The organism is Sporosarcina sp. ACRSM (assembly GCF_022346545.1).
Taxonomy (GTDB): Bacteria; Bacillota; Bacilli; order Bacillales_A; family Planococcaceae; genus Sporosarcina.
This window is the reverse complement of sequence record NZ_JAKRNU010000008.1, coordinates 19,614-36,287: the sequence shown is the minus strand read 5'-3', so window position 1 is coordinate 36,287 and position 16,674 is coordinate 19,614. Positions and strand designations below refer to the sequence as shown.

The following is a 16,674-nucleotide window of genomic DNA, read 5'->3' as shown; positions in this document are numbered from 1 at the left end:
CCTAATTGGATGTTTAGAAGGGGTTCTAGCCATATAAATAATCGTGAAAAATATGTCGAAATCATGCGGAACTAACGGATGTTCGAATACTGGGGGAAATAACATGAAAATTAGAAAGAAAAGAAAGTGGTTATCGTTGACCATGCTTGCCGGGGCTGCATTATTTGCGTTGGCAGCCTGTGGAGGGAGCGATGGGCAAAGCGCTGACGCTGGCAAAAATGACGGAGGCGATACATACACCTTCAAAGCTTCACATGTTGTACAAGAATCACATGTTTGGCATAAAACAGCTGAAAAGTTTGGCGAAGAGCTTGAAAAACTATCAGATGGAAGAATGAAACTGGATATTTATTCTGCTTCAACACTTGGTCTTGAACAAGATATGGTTCAACAGCTAGAAACGGGTTCTATCGACTTTGGTTTTCTCACAAATGCCTATATGAGTACGCGTGAAGTTACTTTAAACTCATGGTTTATGCCATTTCTATTCAGTGATTTAGAAGATGCGAATAAAATGCGTGAGTCGGAAGAGACAAAACAAATGCTTGAAGAATTGGGATCACAAGGGTTACTAGGTTTGGATATCGCATTTGCAGGAAATCGTCACATTTTAATGAAAGAAGGATTTATCGGTTCTCCTGAAGACTTGAAAGGAAAGAAAGTTAGAATTATCGGAAGTCCAGCTATGCAAAGTTTCTGGGAAAAAACTGGTGCAGGTCCGACAGCAATGCCACTCCCAGAAGTCTATACATCATTACAAACCGGAGTCATTGACGGTATGGATATTGACTTAGATGCCCTTGTAACGGAGAAGTATTATGAAAATGCAAAGTATTTGACGTTAACTAACCAGATGACTTTCCCGACAGTTGTTGTCATGAGTCAAGCAAGCTTTGACAAACTATCCGAAGAAGATCAAGAGATTGTTAAAACAGCTATGAAGACTGCAGTAGATTGGGGAGCGCAGGAAGCAATTGCAAGGGAAAAAAGCAACCTTGAAGAGTTGAGGAAGAATGGTGTTGAAGTGCAGGAGCTGGAAGACCATTCTGCATTTGATGGCATTGCCGAAGAAGTGAGAACTCAGTATGCGAACGAATCCGAAATCATCAAATCGTTTATTGAGACTGCACAGAATGATTGATTGTTATCCAGCTTATGCTTAACAATGTCCGGTATGGGAAGGGGCCCCGCCCAACTTCCCATGCTGACTTAAGCATGTTTACATGTAAACGTTTGCGTATATATTTATAATCTGCCAAAAGGCGGTGGGACTGTTGAAAATTGTTTATCGATTAAGTGATTGGGTGTATAAAATTGAGAAAGTGTTGGCGGTCATTTTTGGAGCGGCTATTTTGATATCTTTATCGGCAGGGGTTATCTATCGTTATTTTTTAAAAGTCCCTTTACTATGGTCGGATGAGATAGCTATCTTTTCACTTGCATGGATCACCTTTATTGGCGGGAGTATGGGGATTAAGCAAAATGCCTCTCCGTCTATCACCATGCTAACGGACTTTTTGAAAGGAAAAGTGAAGAAATTCGTTTTAATTATGGGTTTTCTTGTGATGGTCGCTTTTATTGGGTATGTGCTTTATTTGTCGGTTAATTGGCTGAATTCGCCAAATATTTTAGTCCAAAAATCGAATACAATGCAAATGCCCAAAATTTGGTCATACCTATGTATACCAATAAGCTTTGTATTCATGTTGGTCCATTCTTTGGAGTTGCTCGTTAAAGGGTTATATTCCAGCGACGGGGAGGCTTTTTAAGATGACAATTGCGCTAATTCTCTTCGTCGTACTTTTACTACTTCGAATTCCGATTGCATTTGTTTTAGGAATGACGACGATTGTATACATATTTGCAACAGATAATATGGGGTTAATGCTTACCGTGCCACAAAGGCTTTACTCAGGGATGGAAAACTACGGATTACTTGCAATTCCCCTCTTTATGCTAGCCGGGGAGTTAATGAATTCTGGCGGGATTACAAAAAGGCTGATCGATTTTGCCAAAAGTTTCGTAGGGCATTTCAGAGGGGGATTAGCCTATGTGAATGTCATTGCCAATATGCTACTCGCTTCAATCATCGGTTCTGCGACAGCGCAAATTGCGATGATGAGCCGGACGATGGTCCCTTCAATGGAGAAGGAAGGATATTCAAGACCATTTAGCGCTGCGACGACTGCAGCAGCAGGGTTATTAGGCCCTATTATTCCACCAAGTATGCTGTTTATCATTTATGGTGTAGGTTCAGGTGTATCCATTGGCTCGATGTTTATCGCGGGTGTTTTACCGGGCATTCTTCTAGGGCTTTCTTTTATTATGCTGATTGCATTTATAGGGATGAAAGAAAAATGGCCAACGCAACAGCGTGCGCGTGTAAGTGAAGTATTCATCTCCTTTATCAAAGTGATTCCGGCTTTGCTTGTTCCAACAATTATCATCATCGGAATTCTCAGTGGGATATTCACACCGACAGAGTCTGCAGCATTTGCTTGTCTTGTCGCTTTGATTGTCGGATTTTTCTTTTATAAGGAGCTTGATTTACGTAAGCTGCCGAGCATTTTAGTGAATACAACCGTTACAACTGCAATCATCACACTACTCATTGCGATGGCGAATTTGTTCGGATGGATGCTTTCATTTGAATTGGTTCCACAAAAGATTGCAGCTTGGATGGTCGCGTTGACGGATAATCCATTATTATTTTTACTGCTTGTAAACATATTCCTTCTATTACTTGGCATGTTTATGGATGGGATTGCAGCTTTGATTATCCTTGTACCAATTTTTGCACCGCTCTTAGTAAATTACGGAATTGATCCAATTCATTTTGGGGTCATTATCTGTATCAACCTGACGATTGGAATATTGACACCGCCTGTTGGCTCCGGTCTTTATATCGCTTCATCATTATCCGATGTATCGCTTGGAGCTTTGATAAAAGCAATGTGGCCATTCTTAATCGTCTCATTGGCAGTATTGTTAATCATTACTTATTGGACGCCGCTGACTCTTTGGTTACCTTCGTTATAAAACGAATTTACGATAGGGTTCCAAACCGGTTTATCACGAATGGAACCCATCCTGCTTATTAAAGCAGAGGGGAAATCTCACACGCCCACAGTGTTTCTGTTCCACCGAGAATCTTGTGCATCGCAAACTAGGGGGAGAAGATTTGGCTTCTATTAATACAACTAAGATTATTGCTACTAGTAAATTTAACCGCTTCCACATGGGACTGTTATTATGGAGTTTGCTCATTATTGCGTTTGATGGGTATGATCTCGTGGTATTCGGGACGGTTGTGCCGCTTCTGATTGAGGAATGGGGCCTTACTTCAGTTGAAGCGGGGGCCATGGGAAGTTATGGACTTTTCGGGATGATGTTCGGTGCAATCATCTTTGGAACATTGGCCGATCGTATCGGAAGGAAAAACGTAATTGTCATCACTGTCGTGTTGTTTAGCTTATTTACTTTGTTGTGCGGATTCGCACAAACGCCAACGATGTTTTCCACATTCCGCTTTTTAGCAGGCTTAGGGCTTGGTGGCATTATGCCGAACGTGATTGCCTTGTTGACGGATTATTCACCGCAATCCATGAGAAATATGTTGGTCTCCATCGTGTTATGCGGCTATTCGGTCGGAGGGATTCTGGCTCCATTATTAGGGATTATACTAATGCCGTCTTTCGGATGGGAGTCTATTTTTTGGATTGCCGGATTGCCGTTATTACTGTTACCGATAATGTATAAGCAACTACCGGAAACGTCGAGTCACTTGATCCGAACAGGTAAGAAGAAGGAGCTATTCGCCATTCTTTCCAAGGTTAGTCCTGGATCGACCTTTACTGCTTCCGATGAAATTGTAGAACTAGCAGCAACGGAAACAAAAGTACCGATTGTCGGCTTATTTAAAGAGAAGCGTGCTTTAAGTACAATGATGTTTTGGATTGCATTTTTCAGTTGTTTACTGATGGTGTACGGTTTGAATACTTGGCTTCCGAAGTTGATGATGGAGGCGGGATATGCACTGAACTCCAGCTTAGGCTTTCTGATCGCCCTTCAAAGTGGCGCGATTATAGGGACACTCATTATCGCCCGGTTATGCGATAAATACGGCTCGAAAAAAATGCTTATCCCGATGTATGCATCTGGAGCAGTTGCTTTAACACTACTTGGGTTTGGTGGAAGCCCTTTCTTGATCTACTTTTTAGTAGCGGTTGCAGGGGCTGCTACGATCGGAGCTCAAAATATTGTACAAGCTTATGTTTCCCAATATTATCCGGCTTATATCCGATCCACCGCATTAGGTATGGCATCTGGCGTGGGGAGAATCGGCGGTATGCTCGGTCCGCTTTTGGGAGGCTTCCTCTTATCTGTCAGTTTGCCGATTCAATTGAACTTCATCGCATTTGCGATTCCTGGAGTGATCGCCGCAATCGCCTTATCACTAGTGCCTCAAAAACAAACACAAGTGAAAAAGGACAAAATGTCAATCGAACCAACGGGAACGGATTTGCGCCAAGTGTAAATACAAAAAAGCGTATCAGACAATGATACGCTTTTTTGTATTTATGCATGTTAGTAATAACCCAAATGCTCGGATATTTCAGCCGCCGCTTCCATAATTTCCTCAATGAAAAAATGAAAGCGATCTGGCGTGATCGTTGTTGTGGAGCCGATGATCGATAAGGAAGAGACAACATTTTGGGTATAATCCCGTATAGGAGCTGCGATGCCGACGAAGCCTTCGTAAAACTGATCTTTTGAGAAGGCATATCCTCTCTGGCGGATTTTTTCTAGCTCTTCTAAAACTTGTTCAGGCAGTGTAAACGATGCTGGCGTATATGGATACATCGGCATGGCGAGTACTCTTTCAATTGTTTTCTGATCTTGAAATGCTAAAATGCATAGCCCTTCACTGGTACAGTGAATCGGATTTTTTCGGCCAATTTGTGTAATGAGGCGGTGTTGTCGTTCGCTTTCTTTTCGAAACAAATAAGCCACTTCATCATTTTCAAGCAGACAGATATGGGCGGTTTCATTTAATCGATTGACGAGTGAATGCACGGTTGGTAATGCTTCTTTGTACATTTCATGATGGGTGGAAATGACCCCTCCAAGTGTTAACAGTGATAAGCCGAGCCTATATTTGCCTGTCCTAGGATTTTGAGATAAAAAATTTTCCTTCATTAATATAGAGACCATTCGATGCGCGGTACTTTTCGGTATCTGAATTTGTTCTGCAATATTTGTCAAACCTAATTCTTTTTGTTTAGCGTTAAATAAGCGTAAAATGCGCATCGCGTTTTTTACAGATGAAAGGATATATTTATCTTTTATTGTGCCGGGCATGGAATACACCTCTCAAAAAATTAGTATGGCTTTTGTTGCATGTACGAATTGCGCTTTCGTAGTTTGATCAGCTCGGTGATGCGTTTAGCCGTATGGACGACTTCAACGATCGATTGGTGTTGTTTCGCCCGCTTCTCAAGACGAACGACTGGTCCGGTAATATTGACAGAGGCAATGACTTCCTCTTTTTCGTTGAAGATGGGCGCACCGATGGCGATAATCTCTTTTTCGAATTCTTCGCTGTTGACCACATAGCCAAGTTGTTTCACTTCATGTAATCGCTTACGCAATTTATCCGCATCCGTAATTGTGTTCTCTGTAAATCGTTGTAACGGTTTGGCTAGCAATTGGTCGATGACTCCCTCTTTTTCAAATGCGAGGATCGCTTGCCCACTACCTGTACAATGAACGGGGTTGCGTCGTCCAATATGTGTCGTGATACGAGAAGTATATTCACTTTCTATTTTTTGTAAATAAATCACTTCGTTGCCTTCTAATATTGCGATATGTGAACTTTCTCTTGTTTTCTCCGTCAGCATATTCAATAACGGGGTTGCGTCTTCTAAAATATGTAACTGGGAATGAACGATATTTGTCAGAGAGAGGACGGATACACCCAGACTGTAGGCACTGGATCTCGGGTCTTTAAAAACAAATCCTTCACCAGCCATCGTTGTCAATAATCGATGTACCGTACTTTTAGCCAGATTCAACTCTTCTGCAAGATCTGTCACCCTCAGTTCCGGAGAATCCATCGAGAAGGCTTTTAAAATACGTAGTGCATTTTCGATGGAAGAAAAGGTTTGTTTTCCTTCTTTTACCGACATACAATCACTCCTCTGTTCTATAATTATAACACGACTAATCGGAAAGGTTAGAAAATTTATGTTTTATTCCATATAGAAGAACAATGAGGTGGGAAAGCTCAGGGAAACCTTATAGGATTGTAAGAGGGACCGGGTCTAGTAAGGTGAAGCAGTGCAATAAGGGAATGTATTCTAGGAGAAAAGAGGGGGATGTCAATGACAGTTTTGTCATCACAATGTAAAGATGTACAACTATCCGATCATCAGCTCTATCGATTGAATCAATTGCTTGTTTTTGTCAGTCAATACAATGGTTTTTATCAGCAGAAATTCAAAGATATCCAATTACCGATCCGATCGGCAGCGCAATTGAGCAAACTTCCATTGACGACTAAACAAGAATTAGTCGAGGATCAAAAGAATCATGCTCCTTTTGGTAAAAATCATTCCTATCCAACAGTGGACTATGTTCGTTATCATCAAACGTCCGGAACATCCGGAAAACCGCTGAAAGTATTGGATACGGAGGAAAGCTGGGAGTGGTGGGAAGAGTGTTGGCTGGAAGTCTTCCGATCAAGTGGTGTGACAAAGGAAGACCATGTGTTTCTTGCTTTTTCTTTTGGTCCGTTTATCGGATTCTGGGGGGCATTCGAAGCGGCTAAAAAGAATGGTTCGCTCGTTATTACAGGTGGAAGCCAGTCCACGAAAGAACGGTTGACTTGTATGATTGAAAATGAAGCAACGGTCCTTCTCTGTACTCCAAGCTATGCGCTACATATAGCAGAGGTGGCAGAAGAACTCGGAATCGTTTTAACTCAAACGGGTATTCGGAAAATCATTACTGCAGGTGAACCTGGTGGATCAGTGCCATCGATCCGATCACAAATTGAAACATTATGGGGAGCTACGCTCTATGATCATGTCGGCATGACAGAGATGGGGGCTTATGGCTATTCTTGTTCAGAACAAAACGGGATTCATGTCAACGAAGCGCAGTTTATAGCCGAAGTGATTGATCCTGATACATTGGAATCCGTTGCTGTCGGAGAAAAAGGGGAATTGGTATTGACCAATCTTGGACGTTATGGGTATCCACTTATCCGTTACCGGACAGGGGATATCGTCGTCCATTCGAACGAAGTATGCGCATGTGGCAACCCATACAGTTTCTTCCCAGGGGGCGTTATTGGACGCGCTGATAATATGGTAGTCATTCGGGGTATTAATATTTATCCGTCCTCTATTGAAGCTATTGTAAGGGAATTTCCAGAAGTGAAAGAATTCAGGGTTGTTTACTATTCCCAAGCCGAAATGGATCAAGTAAAAGTGCAGATCGAGACAAAATCCGAAATTACACCTATTTTAGCGACCCGTTTAAGAGAGCGAATCGGCTTGAGAATCGATGTGGAAAATGTTGAAGCGGGTACGTTGCCACGATTTACAATGAAAGCAAAGCGAGTGTTGGATGTAAGGGATCAAGCATAAGGATCCCCTTTCCCATTTAATAGAAGCGTTTACAATGGGGCGTGTGGATCTTTGTTCGCTTGTTGTCATTCCTTGCTGACAAGCGGATCCTTTTCATACATAAGAATTTGACAACTAAGGGGAGAATGTTATGCAAAAAATCAATCCAATGAAGGTCATTGATAATAGTCGGATGCAACGCTTTCATATTTGGCTAATCGGTTGGCTGTTTCTCGTTATTCTGTTTGACGGCTACGATGTTGTCATTTATGGCGCCTCGGTCCCTTTGCTTATTCAGGAGTGGGGGATTTCTGATGTGACAGCAGGGGCGATTGGCAGTTACACGGTGTTAGGTACTGCAGTCGGGGCGGTCATTTTTGGCATATTGTCCGATAAGATGGGACGAAAAAATGTCATCTTGTTCACTACTTTCATTTTTAGTTTTTTTACAATGTTATCTGGTTTCGCCAACGGACCGACGTTGTTCATTATTTGCCGTATTATAGCAGGTATCGGTTTGGGAGGCGTGATGCCGAACGTCATCGCATTGACGACGGAGTTTGCACCAAAGCGTATCCGTACGGCTCTTGTCTCGTTTGTTTTTTGTGGTTATTCGGTCGGGGCACTTGCTGCAGCGCTTACGAGTCGTTCACTTCTTCCGGTAGCGGGCTGGGAGCCGGTATACTGGTTGGCAGGGATTCCGATTCTTTTCATCCCTTTGCTAATTAAGGATATTCCAGAATCGGTCAGTTTCCTTCTTCGTAAAGGGAAAAAAGAAGAAGCAAAGAAAATTCTATTGAAAATCGATCCGACTTTGAAAGGGGAAATTGAGGTTGTCCGTACAACTTCGAAAGAAAAAGGTTCTCCTGTCACGAGGTTGTTCCAAGAAAAACGTGGATTTAGTACGGCCATGTTTTGGGTTTCCTGTTTCAGTGCATTTGTTTTAATCTATTCCATGAATACATGGCTTCCGCGTCTGATGATGGAAGCAGGCTATGACTTAAGCTCAAGTTTACTGTTTACAGCGGTCATGCAAATTGGTGCAATTACCGGGACACTCGTTTTTGGACCTTTAGTTGACAAGCTAGGTTTTAAGAAAGTACTTGTACCCTTATTCTTTTGTGGAGCGATCGCCTTGGCGCTCATCGGTTTTACAAGCAGTATGCTGATCGCTTTCGTTTTGATTTCAGTGATCGGTGCGGCATCGGTTGGCGTGCAAAATATTTCGAATGCTTTTGTATCCCAGTACTATTCCTCGGACATGCGTTCAACGGCTCTTGGCAGTACGATGGCGTTTGGTCGATTAGGCGGGATTGCGGCACCGACGTTCATCGGGATTTTATTATCCATCAGTTTACAGCCTCAGTATAACTTTGCGGCGATTGCAAGTGCAGCGGTCCTCGGTGGCTTCGCGATGCTATTTGTACAAGAAAAACATGGACAACATAAACTGGCGACAGAGCAGGGGGAACAACAGGCAAAGAATGAAACAAAACAATCAAAATCAGCAAATATCGCTAACACTTAAAACGTCTAGTAAGTTTATGGGGGATAATTACCAATAGAAATGGAGAAGGATAGCTTTTATGGTTAGTCATCTTAATCATGTATTTACAGCAAAAATTGAAGTGGATAAACCCATTGAAATCGGAGATGTAGGGAGTGGAATTAGAAGGGTCATACCGATTACTGGTGGAACATTTGAAGGCCCTGATATAAAAGGGATCATCCTTCCAGGCGGAGCGGATTATCAGCTCATTCGCCATGATGGCGTGACGGAGGTGATCGCCCATTATACCATTCAAACCGATGATGGAGTTCCGATTTATGTTGTCAACAAAGGCTACAGACATGGTCCGAAAGCGATTATTGACAAGCTTATTCGTGGTGAAGAAGTACCTGATGGTTCCTATTATTTTAAAACATCACCCGTATTTGAAACGGGTAGTGAGAAGTATGACTATCTCAATAAAATGATTTTTGTCGGAGAAGGCATACGGAAACCATCCTATGTAGAGATTGAGGTTTTTCGATTGTAATCTAAAAGAGGGTTCCCCTTTGCGCAAAGGGGAACCCTCTTTTCACAAAATGGTAAAAGGAAGAAAAGTCGCCTACTAGATTTGCATGAAGTTATATAAATATGGGAAATCAGAATTTTTTCATAGACAATCATAAGGTTTTTTGCAAATTGATATTTTGCAACTTTTCACTGCTCCTGCTATGATAAAGTGGAAAATAGAAAGGGGTTCGATTGTAGTGAATATGGATTTCAACCTTTACATGAACGATATACTTAGAACAGCACGTTCTGAAATGGAAGCAAGCGGTTATGAACAATTGACAACACCTGAACAAGTGGAAGAGGCGTTCAAGCGCTCTGGCACGACACTTGTTATGGTCAATTCTGTTTGCGGTTGTGCGGGAGGTATCGCACGTCCAGCAGCTGCCCATGCGGTTCATTATGACAAGCGTCCAGATCATCTCGTCACTGTATTTGCAGGACAAGACAAAGAGGCAACTGCACAAGCACGTATGTTGTTCGGGGAAGATCACTTACCGTCCTCTCCATCATTTGCCCTATTGAAAGATGGAAAACTTGTCGCTGAAATTGGTCGTTATGAAATTGAAGGTCATGATCCGATGTCTGTTGTGACAAATTTACAAAGCCAATTTGAGGAATACTGCGAAGAGGTTTAAAAACAAATGCGCAGGCGCCTGTTCAGGGGCGACAGGCATAAGACGGATTGGCGAAGAGGCGCTTTTTGCCTCATAGCCAAGTCGGCTTATGACCAGAGCCCCTAGGCGCCGGAGCCTAGACGATTGGAAAAAAACAGTCCAACCGTGCAAATCGCACATGTGGACTGTTTTTTTGTTGTTTCCATCCCGGCTTGGGACTTTTCCTATGTTTATCGCCTTCGATCGGACAACTAGCCTTTTGGACTTCTTTTACATAAACATTGTACTAAGTCCGAACATGAGACTAGAAGCGACCATGGCGATGATCATCACTAAAACAATAACTTTTTGAACCTTCTTATTGCTCATCCGTCAAAACCCCTTAACTTTTATATGTCTATTTTAACAGAACTGAAAGATTTCACAACATATAGCAGTTGAACGAGATAAAATGTACAATAGGATAAAGGGGGAGTAAGGATGATGCAGCAAGTCGATCATGTTGGAATTGCCGTGAAAAGCATTGACGATACACTCGAATATTATGTTCATACGCTCGGTTTTACACTTTTAACCATTGAAGAGGTGGAGAGCCAAAAAGTTCGTGTGGCGTTCATTGATGCTGGAAATATAAAACTTGAACTGCTGGAACCGCTTGGGGGAGACGGACCAGTCGCAAAGTTTATTGAAAAGCGTGGGGAAGGAGTTCATCACATCGCTTTCGGCGTGTCGGACATCCGCACAAGAATGCGTGAGCTCCGCGAGAAAGGTGTCCAGCTATTGCAAGAAGAACCAAAAAATGGTGCTGGCGGGGCTGAAGTTGCGTTCCTCCATCCGAAGTCATCGTTTGGCGTCTTATATGAACTTTGCGATAAAAGCGGGAAAGGGGAATGTGGAAATGGATATTTATGAGAAGATTAATGAATTATACGATAAAAAAAGAGAAATTGAACTCGGGGGCGGAGACGAAAGGATTGCCAAACAGCATGAAAAAGGCAAACTGACGGCTCGTGAGCGGATCGATCTGCTTCTTGATCCGGATACCTTTGTGGAATTGAATCCGTTTGTCACCCATCGGACACGCGATTTCGGAATGGACAAGCAGGTTGGACCCGGAGACGGTGTAGTGACGGGCTATGGAAAGATTGACGGTCGCCCTGTCTACTTGTTCTCGCAAGATTTCACCGTTTTCGGAGGGGCACTTGGGGAAATGCATGCCATGAAAATTGCTAATGTCATGGATTTGGCGGCTAAAAATGGCGCACCTTTCATCGGTTTGAACGATTCGGGGGGGGCACGGATTCAGGAGGGCGTTGTTTCCCTCGATGGATATGGTGAGATTTTCTATCGTAATGCGATCTACTCCGGGGTCATTCCGCAAATCTCGGTTATTCTCGGCCCTTGTGCGGGCGGTGCTGTGTACTCTCCGGCCATTACGGATTTCGTATTCATGACGGATGAAACAAGCCAGATGTTCATCACTGGGCCGAAAGTGATCGAGACGGTAACAGGGGAAAAGATCTCATCTGAAAATCTAGGCGGATCGAAAGTACATAACACGATTAGCGGAAATGCACATTTCCGTGGGAAAGATGAAGAAACCGTCCTGGGAAATGTTCGAAAACTACTCAGTTATTTACCTCAAAATAACCGGGAAAGATCACCGCTTGCGGAGTATGAAGTACAAGATGACTATCGTGCCGATTTAGCGGATATCGTCCCGTTTGAAACGATCAGGCCTTACGATGTCCGCAAAGTGATTGACCAAGTCGTGGACAAGGATTCTTTCATGGAAGTTCAGGCCGAATTTGCGAAGAATGCCGTCGTCGGACTGGCGCGTATGAAAGGGGAAAGCATCGGACTCGTTTGTAACCAGCCACGTGTGATGGCGGGCGGGTTGGATATCGATTCATCAGATAAAATTGCCCGATTCATCCGCTTTTGCGATTCTTTCAATATTCCGCTGATTACATTTGAAGATGTAACCGGCTTCTTCCCGGGTATAAAACAAGAACACGGTGGCATCATCCGTCATGGTGCGAAAATCTTATATGCCTATTCGGAAGCAACCGTTCCTAAAATAACGGTCATTCTCCGAAAAGCGTTTGGTGGCGCGTATGTGGCGTTGAACTCCAAATCCATTGGCGCTGATGTCGTTTATGCATGGCCGAATGCGGAAATAGCTGTTATGGGTGCGGAAGGCGCTGCCAACATAATCTTTTCCCGGGAAATCGCACAAAGCGACAATCCGGAGCAAACACGCGCGGAAAAGATCGAAGAATATCGTGAGAAATTCTCAAACCCTTATGTGGCGGCATCGCATGGCATGGTCGATGATGTCATCGATCCGCGCGAAACACGCATAAAACTATTGCAAGCCTTGGAAATGATGCGCAATAAACAAGAAATCAGACCGGAAAAGAAACATGGAAATATTCCACTATAAGGGGAGAACTATTTTGAATAAACAACGATTACTTAATGAATTTTTAGAACTTGTCCAAATTGATTCAGAAACAAAAGATGAAAGACAAATCGCGGATGTATTAACGCAGAAAATGACCGCGCTCGGATTTGACGTCGAAGAAGACGATTCGGACGATCGTAGCGGTCATGGCGCTGGTAACCTGATCGCTACATTGAAAGGGACAGCAAAGGATGCCGATCCGATCTATTTCACTTGTCATATGGACACGGTCGTTCCGGGGCAAGGCATCAAGCCCGAATTAAGTGATGACGGCTACGTCTATTCTGATGGCACGACCATTCTTGGAGCGGACGATAAGGCAGGGATTGCTGCTTTGTTTGAAATGGTCCGTACGTTGAAAGAAAGCGGTCAGCCACACGGGGATATTCAGTTTATCATTACAGCGGGCGAAGAGAGCGGCCTTGTCGGTGCTAAAGAAATGGATGCGTCATTGATCACAGCAAAATACGGCTATGCGGTCGATAGTGACGGAAAAGTGGGCGGTATCGTGACCGCTGCACCTTACCAAGCGAAATTGCAGACGACAATCCACGGGAAAACTGCACATGCCGGTGTAGCACCTGAAAAAGGCGTTTCTGCCATCAATATTGCGGCAAAATCCATTGCCGCTATGTCACTTGGACGGATCGATTCAGAAACGACAGCGAATATCGGCCGTTTCGAAGGAGGACAGGCGACGAACATCGTCTGTGATGAAGTGCATATTGTAGCGGAGGCGCGCTCTATTGATCCGGACAAGTTGAATGAACAGACGGAACATATGGTGCGAACGTATGAACGCACAGCTGAGTTGATGGGTGGAAAAGCGGAAACAGAAGTCCAAATTATGTATCCTGGATTCAGATTTACAGAAGAGGCTCCCGTCGTCCAGACAGCAATGCAAGCGATCCGCAATATTGGACGGACTCCCGAATTGATGACGAGCGGCGGTGGAAGTGATGGCAATATTTTCAACGGTGCTGGTATTCCGACGGTGACGCTGTCGGTTGGCTACGAGGAAATCCATACGAAAAATGAACGGATGCCCGTTGAGGAACTGAACAAATTGACAGAATTGCTACTGGAAATTGTTCGCGTTGCTGCCGATAAGTGAAGGAGAGATTTTTTGATGAATGATGTAAAAGCGGTTATCGTCCAATGTGGAAATGAAGAATATGCAATTCCCGTTGAGGCGGTTGTCTCTATTGAGCGTTTAGGACAGGTGAATCCGATACCGCATCTGCCCGATTATTTGCTCGGATTGATGCGAATCCGTGAGGAATTAGTGCCTATTCTGGATTTTGAACAAATTTTATATGGACGAAGTGCAAAAGGGCATGCCGATGCCAGGGTGGTCGTTGTGCAGACGGAAAATTTATTTATCGGTTTGCTCGTTTTGGATGCAAAGGAAATTTTAGACATACCTGAAAACTTGATGACTTCTTCCGGATTGATGGCTTATTCCCGGACACCGTATTTCACTACTGTTGCCAATTTGGAAAATCGGATGATCACCGTAGTGAGCCCTGCCATTTTATCCGACACCTTGACAGGAATGGATGACATTCACGAATACGTCGAGGCTCAATTAGCACAGGAACAATAATGCAAAAAACCGGGCAGTTTCTTCTGTCCGTTTTTTGCATTATAATGGGTACTATGTTAAAGGGAGGGGAATGTGATGACAATGGTTGGCGAATCTCATGCAAGAGTGATACTCCATCTTGATATGAATAGTTTTTTCGCATCCGTCGAACAAGCGCATAACCCTTCTTTAAAAGGGATTGCGATGGCTGTAGCGGGCAACCCGAAAGAACGACGGGGGATATTGGTCACTTGTTCATATGAAGCGCGGGCACTTGGCATTTACACGACGATGACAATCGGAGAAGCGAAAAGGCTCTGTCCGGAGTTAGTCATTGTTCCTCCAGACTTCGAGAAATACCGAACTGCTTCGATAGCTGTTTTCGATTTATTGCGTTCTTATACGGACCTTGTAGAACCTGTTTCGATTGACGAGGCCTATATTGATATCACCTCGATCGGTGGGTTGACCCATGCCGTTGAAATCGCGACTGAAATGCAGCAACGCATTTTACGGGAATTGGATTTACCTTGTTCCATCGGTATTGCGCCAAATAAGTTTCTTGCCAAAACCGCGTCGGATATGAAAAAGCCAATGGGAATCACTATCTTAAGAAAGCGGGAAGTGGAGTCCATCCTTTGGCCGCTCCCGGTTATCGAAATGCATGGGGTCGGAAAAAGCACAGAGAAGAAAATGCATACACTTGGTATTTACACGATCGGCGATCTTGCTCAAAAAGAAGAGGCGACCATCAAAGCGACCTTTGGTAAATATGGCCTCCGGCTCCGGAACCGGGCGAATGGCATCGATCCCCGGCCCGTTGACCCGGAAGCGGCAGATGAGCGGAAAAGCGTGGGTAGTTCAACAACGTTACCCATCGATGAAACGGATCTTGAAGGATGTCTAAAAGTATTCAAATGGCTGGCAGCGAAAGTGGCGGACAGGCTCGATAAGCGCCAACTGGCCGGAACAGTCGTGATGATCCAAATCCGCACGGCCGATTGGCGCAATCAAACCCGTAGCCGAACTGTACACAACCCGCTCTATGAGGAACAGGCCATTTATAAAGAAGCGATTGACCTATTCAAGCGGCATTGGGATGGCGAGCCTGTTCGTCTTCTTGGTATCACTGTGTCGAACGTCGTTCCGATGAATGAATTGAACGAACAATTATCGATTTACAATTTTGAGAAATACGCTAAAGAAGAGACCGTAAACGATCTGTTATCGCAAATTGAGCGGAAATTCGGTCCGGGTGCCGTCAAGCGGGGCAATGGGTGAGAGGAGATTTTTTTATGGAATTGCAATTTTTAGGGACAGGCGCAGGTATGCCGTCCAAAATGCGTAACACATCAGCAGTCGTCTTGAATTTGTCGGCTGAGGGAGAAGGCTATTGGCTGTTCGATTGCGGGGAAGCGACGCAGCACCAAATTTTACATACATCATTGAAACCGCGAAAGATCGCGAAGATTTTCATTACACATCTTCACGGTGACCATATATTCGGCTTGCCAGGATTGATTGGCTCCCGTTCTTTTTTAGGCGGCGATGACCTGCTTGATATATACGGTCCATATGGATTACGCGAATGGCTGGAAACAACGCTCCGCATTACGCAAACACATTTAAATTATACACTTCGCGTTCACGAAATCGAAGACGGGGTTGTCTTCGAAGACGAGAATTTCCGGATCATCGCCCAAAGCTTGCGGCATGTCATTCCTTGCTACGGCTATCGGATTGAACAAAAGCCGTTGCCTGGTAAATTGCTCATCGAGAAAGCAGTGGAGGCGGGCGTACCGAAAGGCCCTCTATTGAAGCGATTGAAGGATGGAGAAGATGTGACGTTGGATGATGGCAGGATGGTTATAAGCAAAGACGTCACCGGTGCGCCACAAGTAGGGTTTACAGTCACCATCCTTGGTGATACAAGCTATTGTGACTCCGCAGTGGCACTGGCTTCTGAAGCGGATATTCTCGTACACGAAGCGACATTCGATATGGAGACCGGCAATCTGGCGGCAGAATATGGCCATTCGACAATCGGTGATGCCGCTTCTGTTGCGAAAGAAGCGCGGGCGAAAGCGTTGATCGCCAATCATATTAGCGCACGCTTTATGCCGAGTGATTTGGCAAAGTTGCAAGCGCAAGGGGAAGCGATTTTCCCGACACTTCATATTGCAGAAGACTTTGCACGTTTTGAATGGAAAGACGGGGAAATAATTCGTTTGGAGAATTAGTTTGCTCAGGCTATACCCATTGCTCTTGATTATCCATTATCAGATGAATATAGTTAAATTGTTAGAATACTCTTT

At 44.0% G+C, this 16,674-nt stretch carries 17 protein-coding genes; 14 read left to right on the top strand and 3 right to left on the bottom strand.

What is annotated here, in order from left to right; translation table 11 throughout:
* The first annotated feature begins 103 nt into the window (after positions 1–103).
* The 4 genes from MHZ95_RS13425 to MHZ95_RS13410 all read left to right on the top strand — a co-directional run bounded on the left by MHZ95_RS13425 (position 104) and on the right by MHZ95_RS13410 (position 4,537).
* A complete protein-coding gene (locus MHZ95_RS13425) occupies positions 104–1,141 on the top strand; it encodes a TRAP transporter substrate-binding protein (RefSeq protein ID WP_239391264.1) in 1,038 nt (345 codons plus the stop codon).
* A gap of 133 nt (positions 1,142–1,274) precedes the next feature.
* Positions 1,275–1,769, top strand: coding sequence for a TRAP transporter small permease (locus tag MHZ95_RS13420; protein ID WP_239391262.1), 495 nt, complete (start codon positions 1,275–1,277; stop codon positions 1,767–1,769).
* A gap of 1 nt (position 1,770) precedes the next feature.
* Entirely contained in the window at positions 1,771–3,039 is a 1,269-nt protein-coding gene (locus tag MHZ95_RS13415; protein WP_239391260.1) for a TRAP transporter large permease, read from the top strand.
* Between the two features lie 142 nt (positions 3,040–3,181).
* Positions 3,182–4,537, top strand: a complete 1,356-nt coding sequence (locus MHZ95_RS13410) for an MFS transporter (protein ID WP_239391258.1) — start codon at positions 3,182–3,184, stop codon at positions 4,535–4,537.
* A 50-nt stretch (positions 4,538–4,587) separates the two neighbouring features.
* On the opposite strand, the gene MHZ95_RS13405 is transcribed toward MHZ95_RS13410, so the two are convergent.
* Both MHZ95_RS13405 and MHZ95_RS13400 read right to left on the bottom strand, forming a co-directional pair.
* Positions 4,588–5,361 (bottom strand): IclR family transcriptional regulator, encoded by a 774-nt coding sequence (locus MHZ95_RS13405; RefSeq protein ID WP_239391256.1) that lies wholly within the window; start codon positions 5,359–5,361, stop codon positions 4,588–4,590.
* A gap of 20 nt (positions 5,362–5,381) precedes the next feature.
* The gene (locus tag MHZ95_RS13400; protein WP_239391254.1) at positions 5,382–6,188 is read right to left on the bottom strand and encodes an IclR family transcriptional regulator; all 807 of its coding nucleotides are present in this window, start codon (positions 6,186–6,188) and stop codon (positions 5,382–5,384) included.
* A 195-nt stretch (positions 6,189–6,383) separates the two neighbouring features.
* Between MHZ95_RS13400 and MHZ95_RS13395 the strand changes: the two genes are divergently transcribed.
* From MHZ95_RS13395 to MHZ95_RS13380, 4 genes are all read left to right on the top strand, one after another.
* Positions 6,384–7,652, top strand: coding sequence for a phenylacetate--CoA ligase family protein (locus tag MHZ95_RS13395; RefSeq protein ID WP_239391252.1), 1,269 nt, complete (start codon positions 6,384–6,386; stop codon positions 7,650–7,652).
* A 130-nt stretch (positions 7,653–7,782) separates the two neighbouring features.
* The gene (locus tag MHZ95_RS13390) at positions 7,783–9,159 is read left to right on the top strand and encodes an MFS transporter (RefSeq protein WP_239391250.1); all 1,377 of its coding nucleotides are present in this window, start codon (positions 7,783–7,785) and stop codon (positions 9,157–9,159) included.
* Between the two features lie 58 nt (positions 9,160–9,217).
* Positions 9,218–9,670, top strand: a complete 453-nt coding sequence (locus MHZ95_RS13385; protein ID WP_239391249.1) for a DUF3237 domain-containing protein — start codon at positions 9,218–9,220, stop codon at positions 9,668–9,670.
* A 217-nt stretch (positions 9,671–9,887) separates the two neighbouring features.
* Entirely contained in the window at positions 9,888–10,328 is a 441-nt protein-coding gene (locus MHZ95_RS13380) for a BrxA/BrxB family bacilliredoxin (protein ID WP_239391247.1), read from the top strand.
* Positions 10,329–10,577: 249 nt separating this feature from the next.
* Here MHZ95_RS13380 and prli42 read toward each other — a convergent pair whose 3' ends face one another.
* A complete protein-coding gene (gene prli42 / locus MHZ95_RS13375) occupies positions 10,578–10,676 on the bottom strand; it encodes a stressosome-associated protein Prli42 (protein WP_239391246.1) in 99 nt (32 codons plus the stop codon).
* A gap of 114 nt (positions 10,677–10,790) precedes the next feature.
* Between prli42 and mce the strand changes: the two genes are divergently transcribed.
* From mce to rnz, 6 genes are all read left to right on the top strand, one after another.
* Complete coding sequence (gene mce, locus MHZ95_RS13370; RefSeq protein ID WP_239391486.1) at positions 10,791–11,219, top strand: methylmalonyl-CoA epimerase; 429 nt, start codon at positions 10,791–10,793, stop codon at positions 11,217–11,219.
* The gene (locus tag MHZ95_RS13365) at positions 11,206–12,753 is read left to right on the top strand and encodes an acyl-CoA carboxylase subunit beta (RefSeq protein ID WP_239391245.1); all 1,548 of its coding nucleotides are present in this window, start codon (positions 11,206–11,208) and stop codon (positions 12,751–12,753) included. Before mce ends, MHZ95_RS13365 begins: the two co-directional genes overlap by 14 nt.
* A 13-nt stretch (positions 12,754–12,766) precedes the next feature.
* A complete protein-coding gene (locus MHZ95_RS13360) occupies positions 12,767–13,888 on the top strand; it encodes a M20/M25/M40 family metallo-hydrolase (protein WP_239391243.1) in 1,122 nt (373 codons plus the stop codon).
* Positions 13,889–13,903: 15 nt separating this feature from the next.
* On the top strand, positions 13,904–14,380 hold the full coding sequence (locus tag MHZ95_RS13355; protein WP_239391241.1) for a chemotaxis protein CheW: 477 nt from the start codon (positions 13,904–13,906) through the stop codon (positions 14,378–14,380).
* A 75-nt stretch (positions 14,381–14,455) separates the two neighbouring features.
* Positions 14,456–15,640, top strand: a complete 1,185-nt coding sequence (locus MHZ95_RS13350) for a DNA polymerase IV (RefSeq protein ID WP_239391239.1) — start codon at positions 14,456–14,458, stop codon at positions 15,638–15,640.
* A gap of 14 nt (positions 15,641–15,654) precedes the next feature.
* Entirely contained in the window at positions 15,655–16,599 is a 945-nt protein-coding gene (gene rnz / locus MHZ95_RS13345) for a ribonuclease Z (RefSeq protein ID WP_239391237.1), read from the top strand.
* Positions 16,600–16,674: the final 75 nt, after the last annotated feature.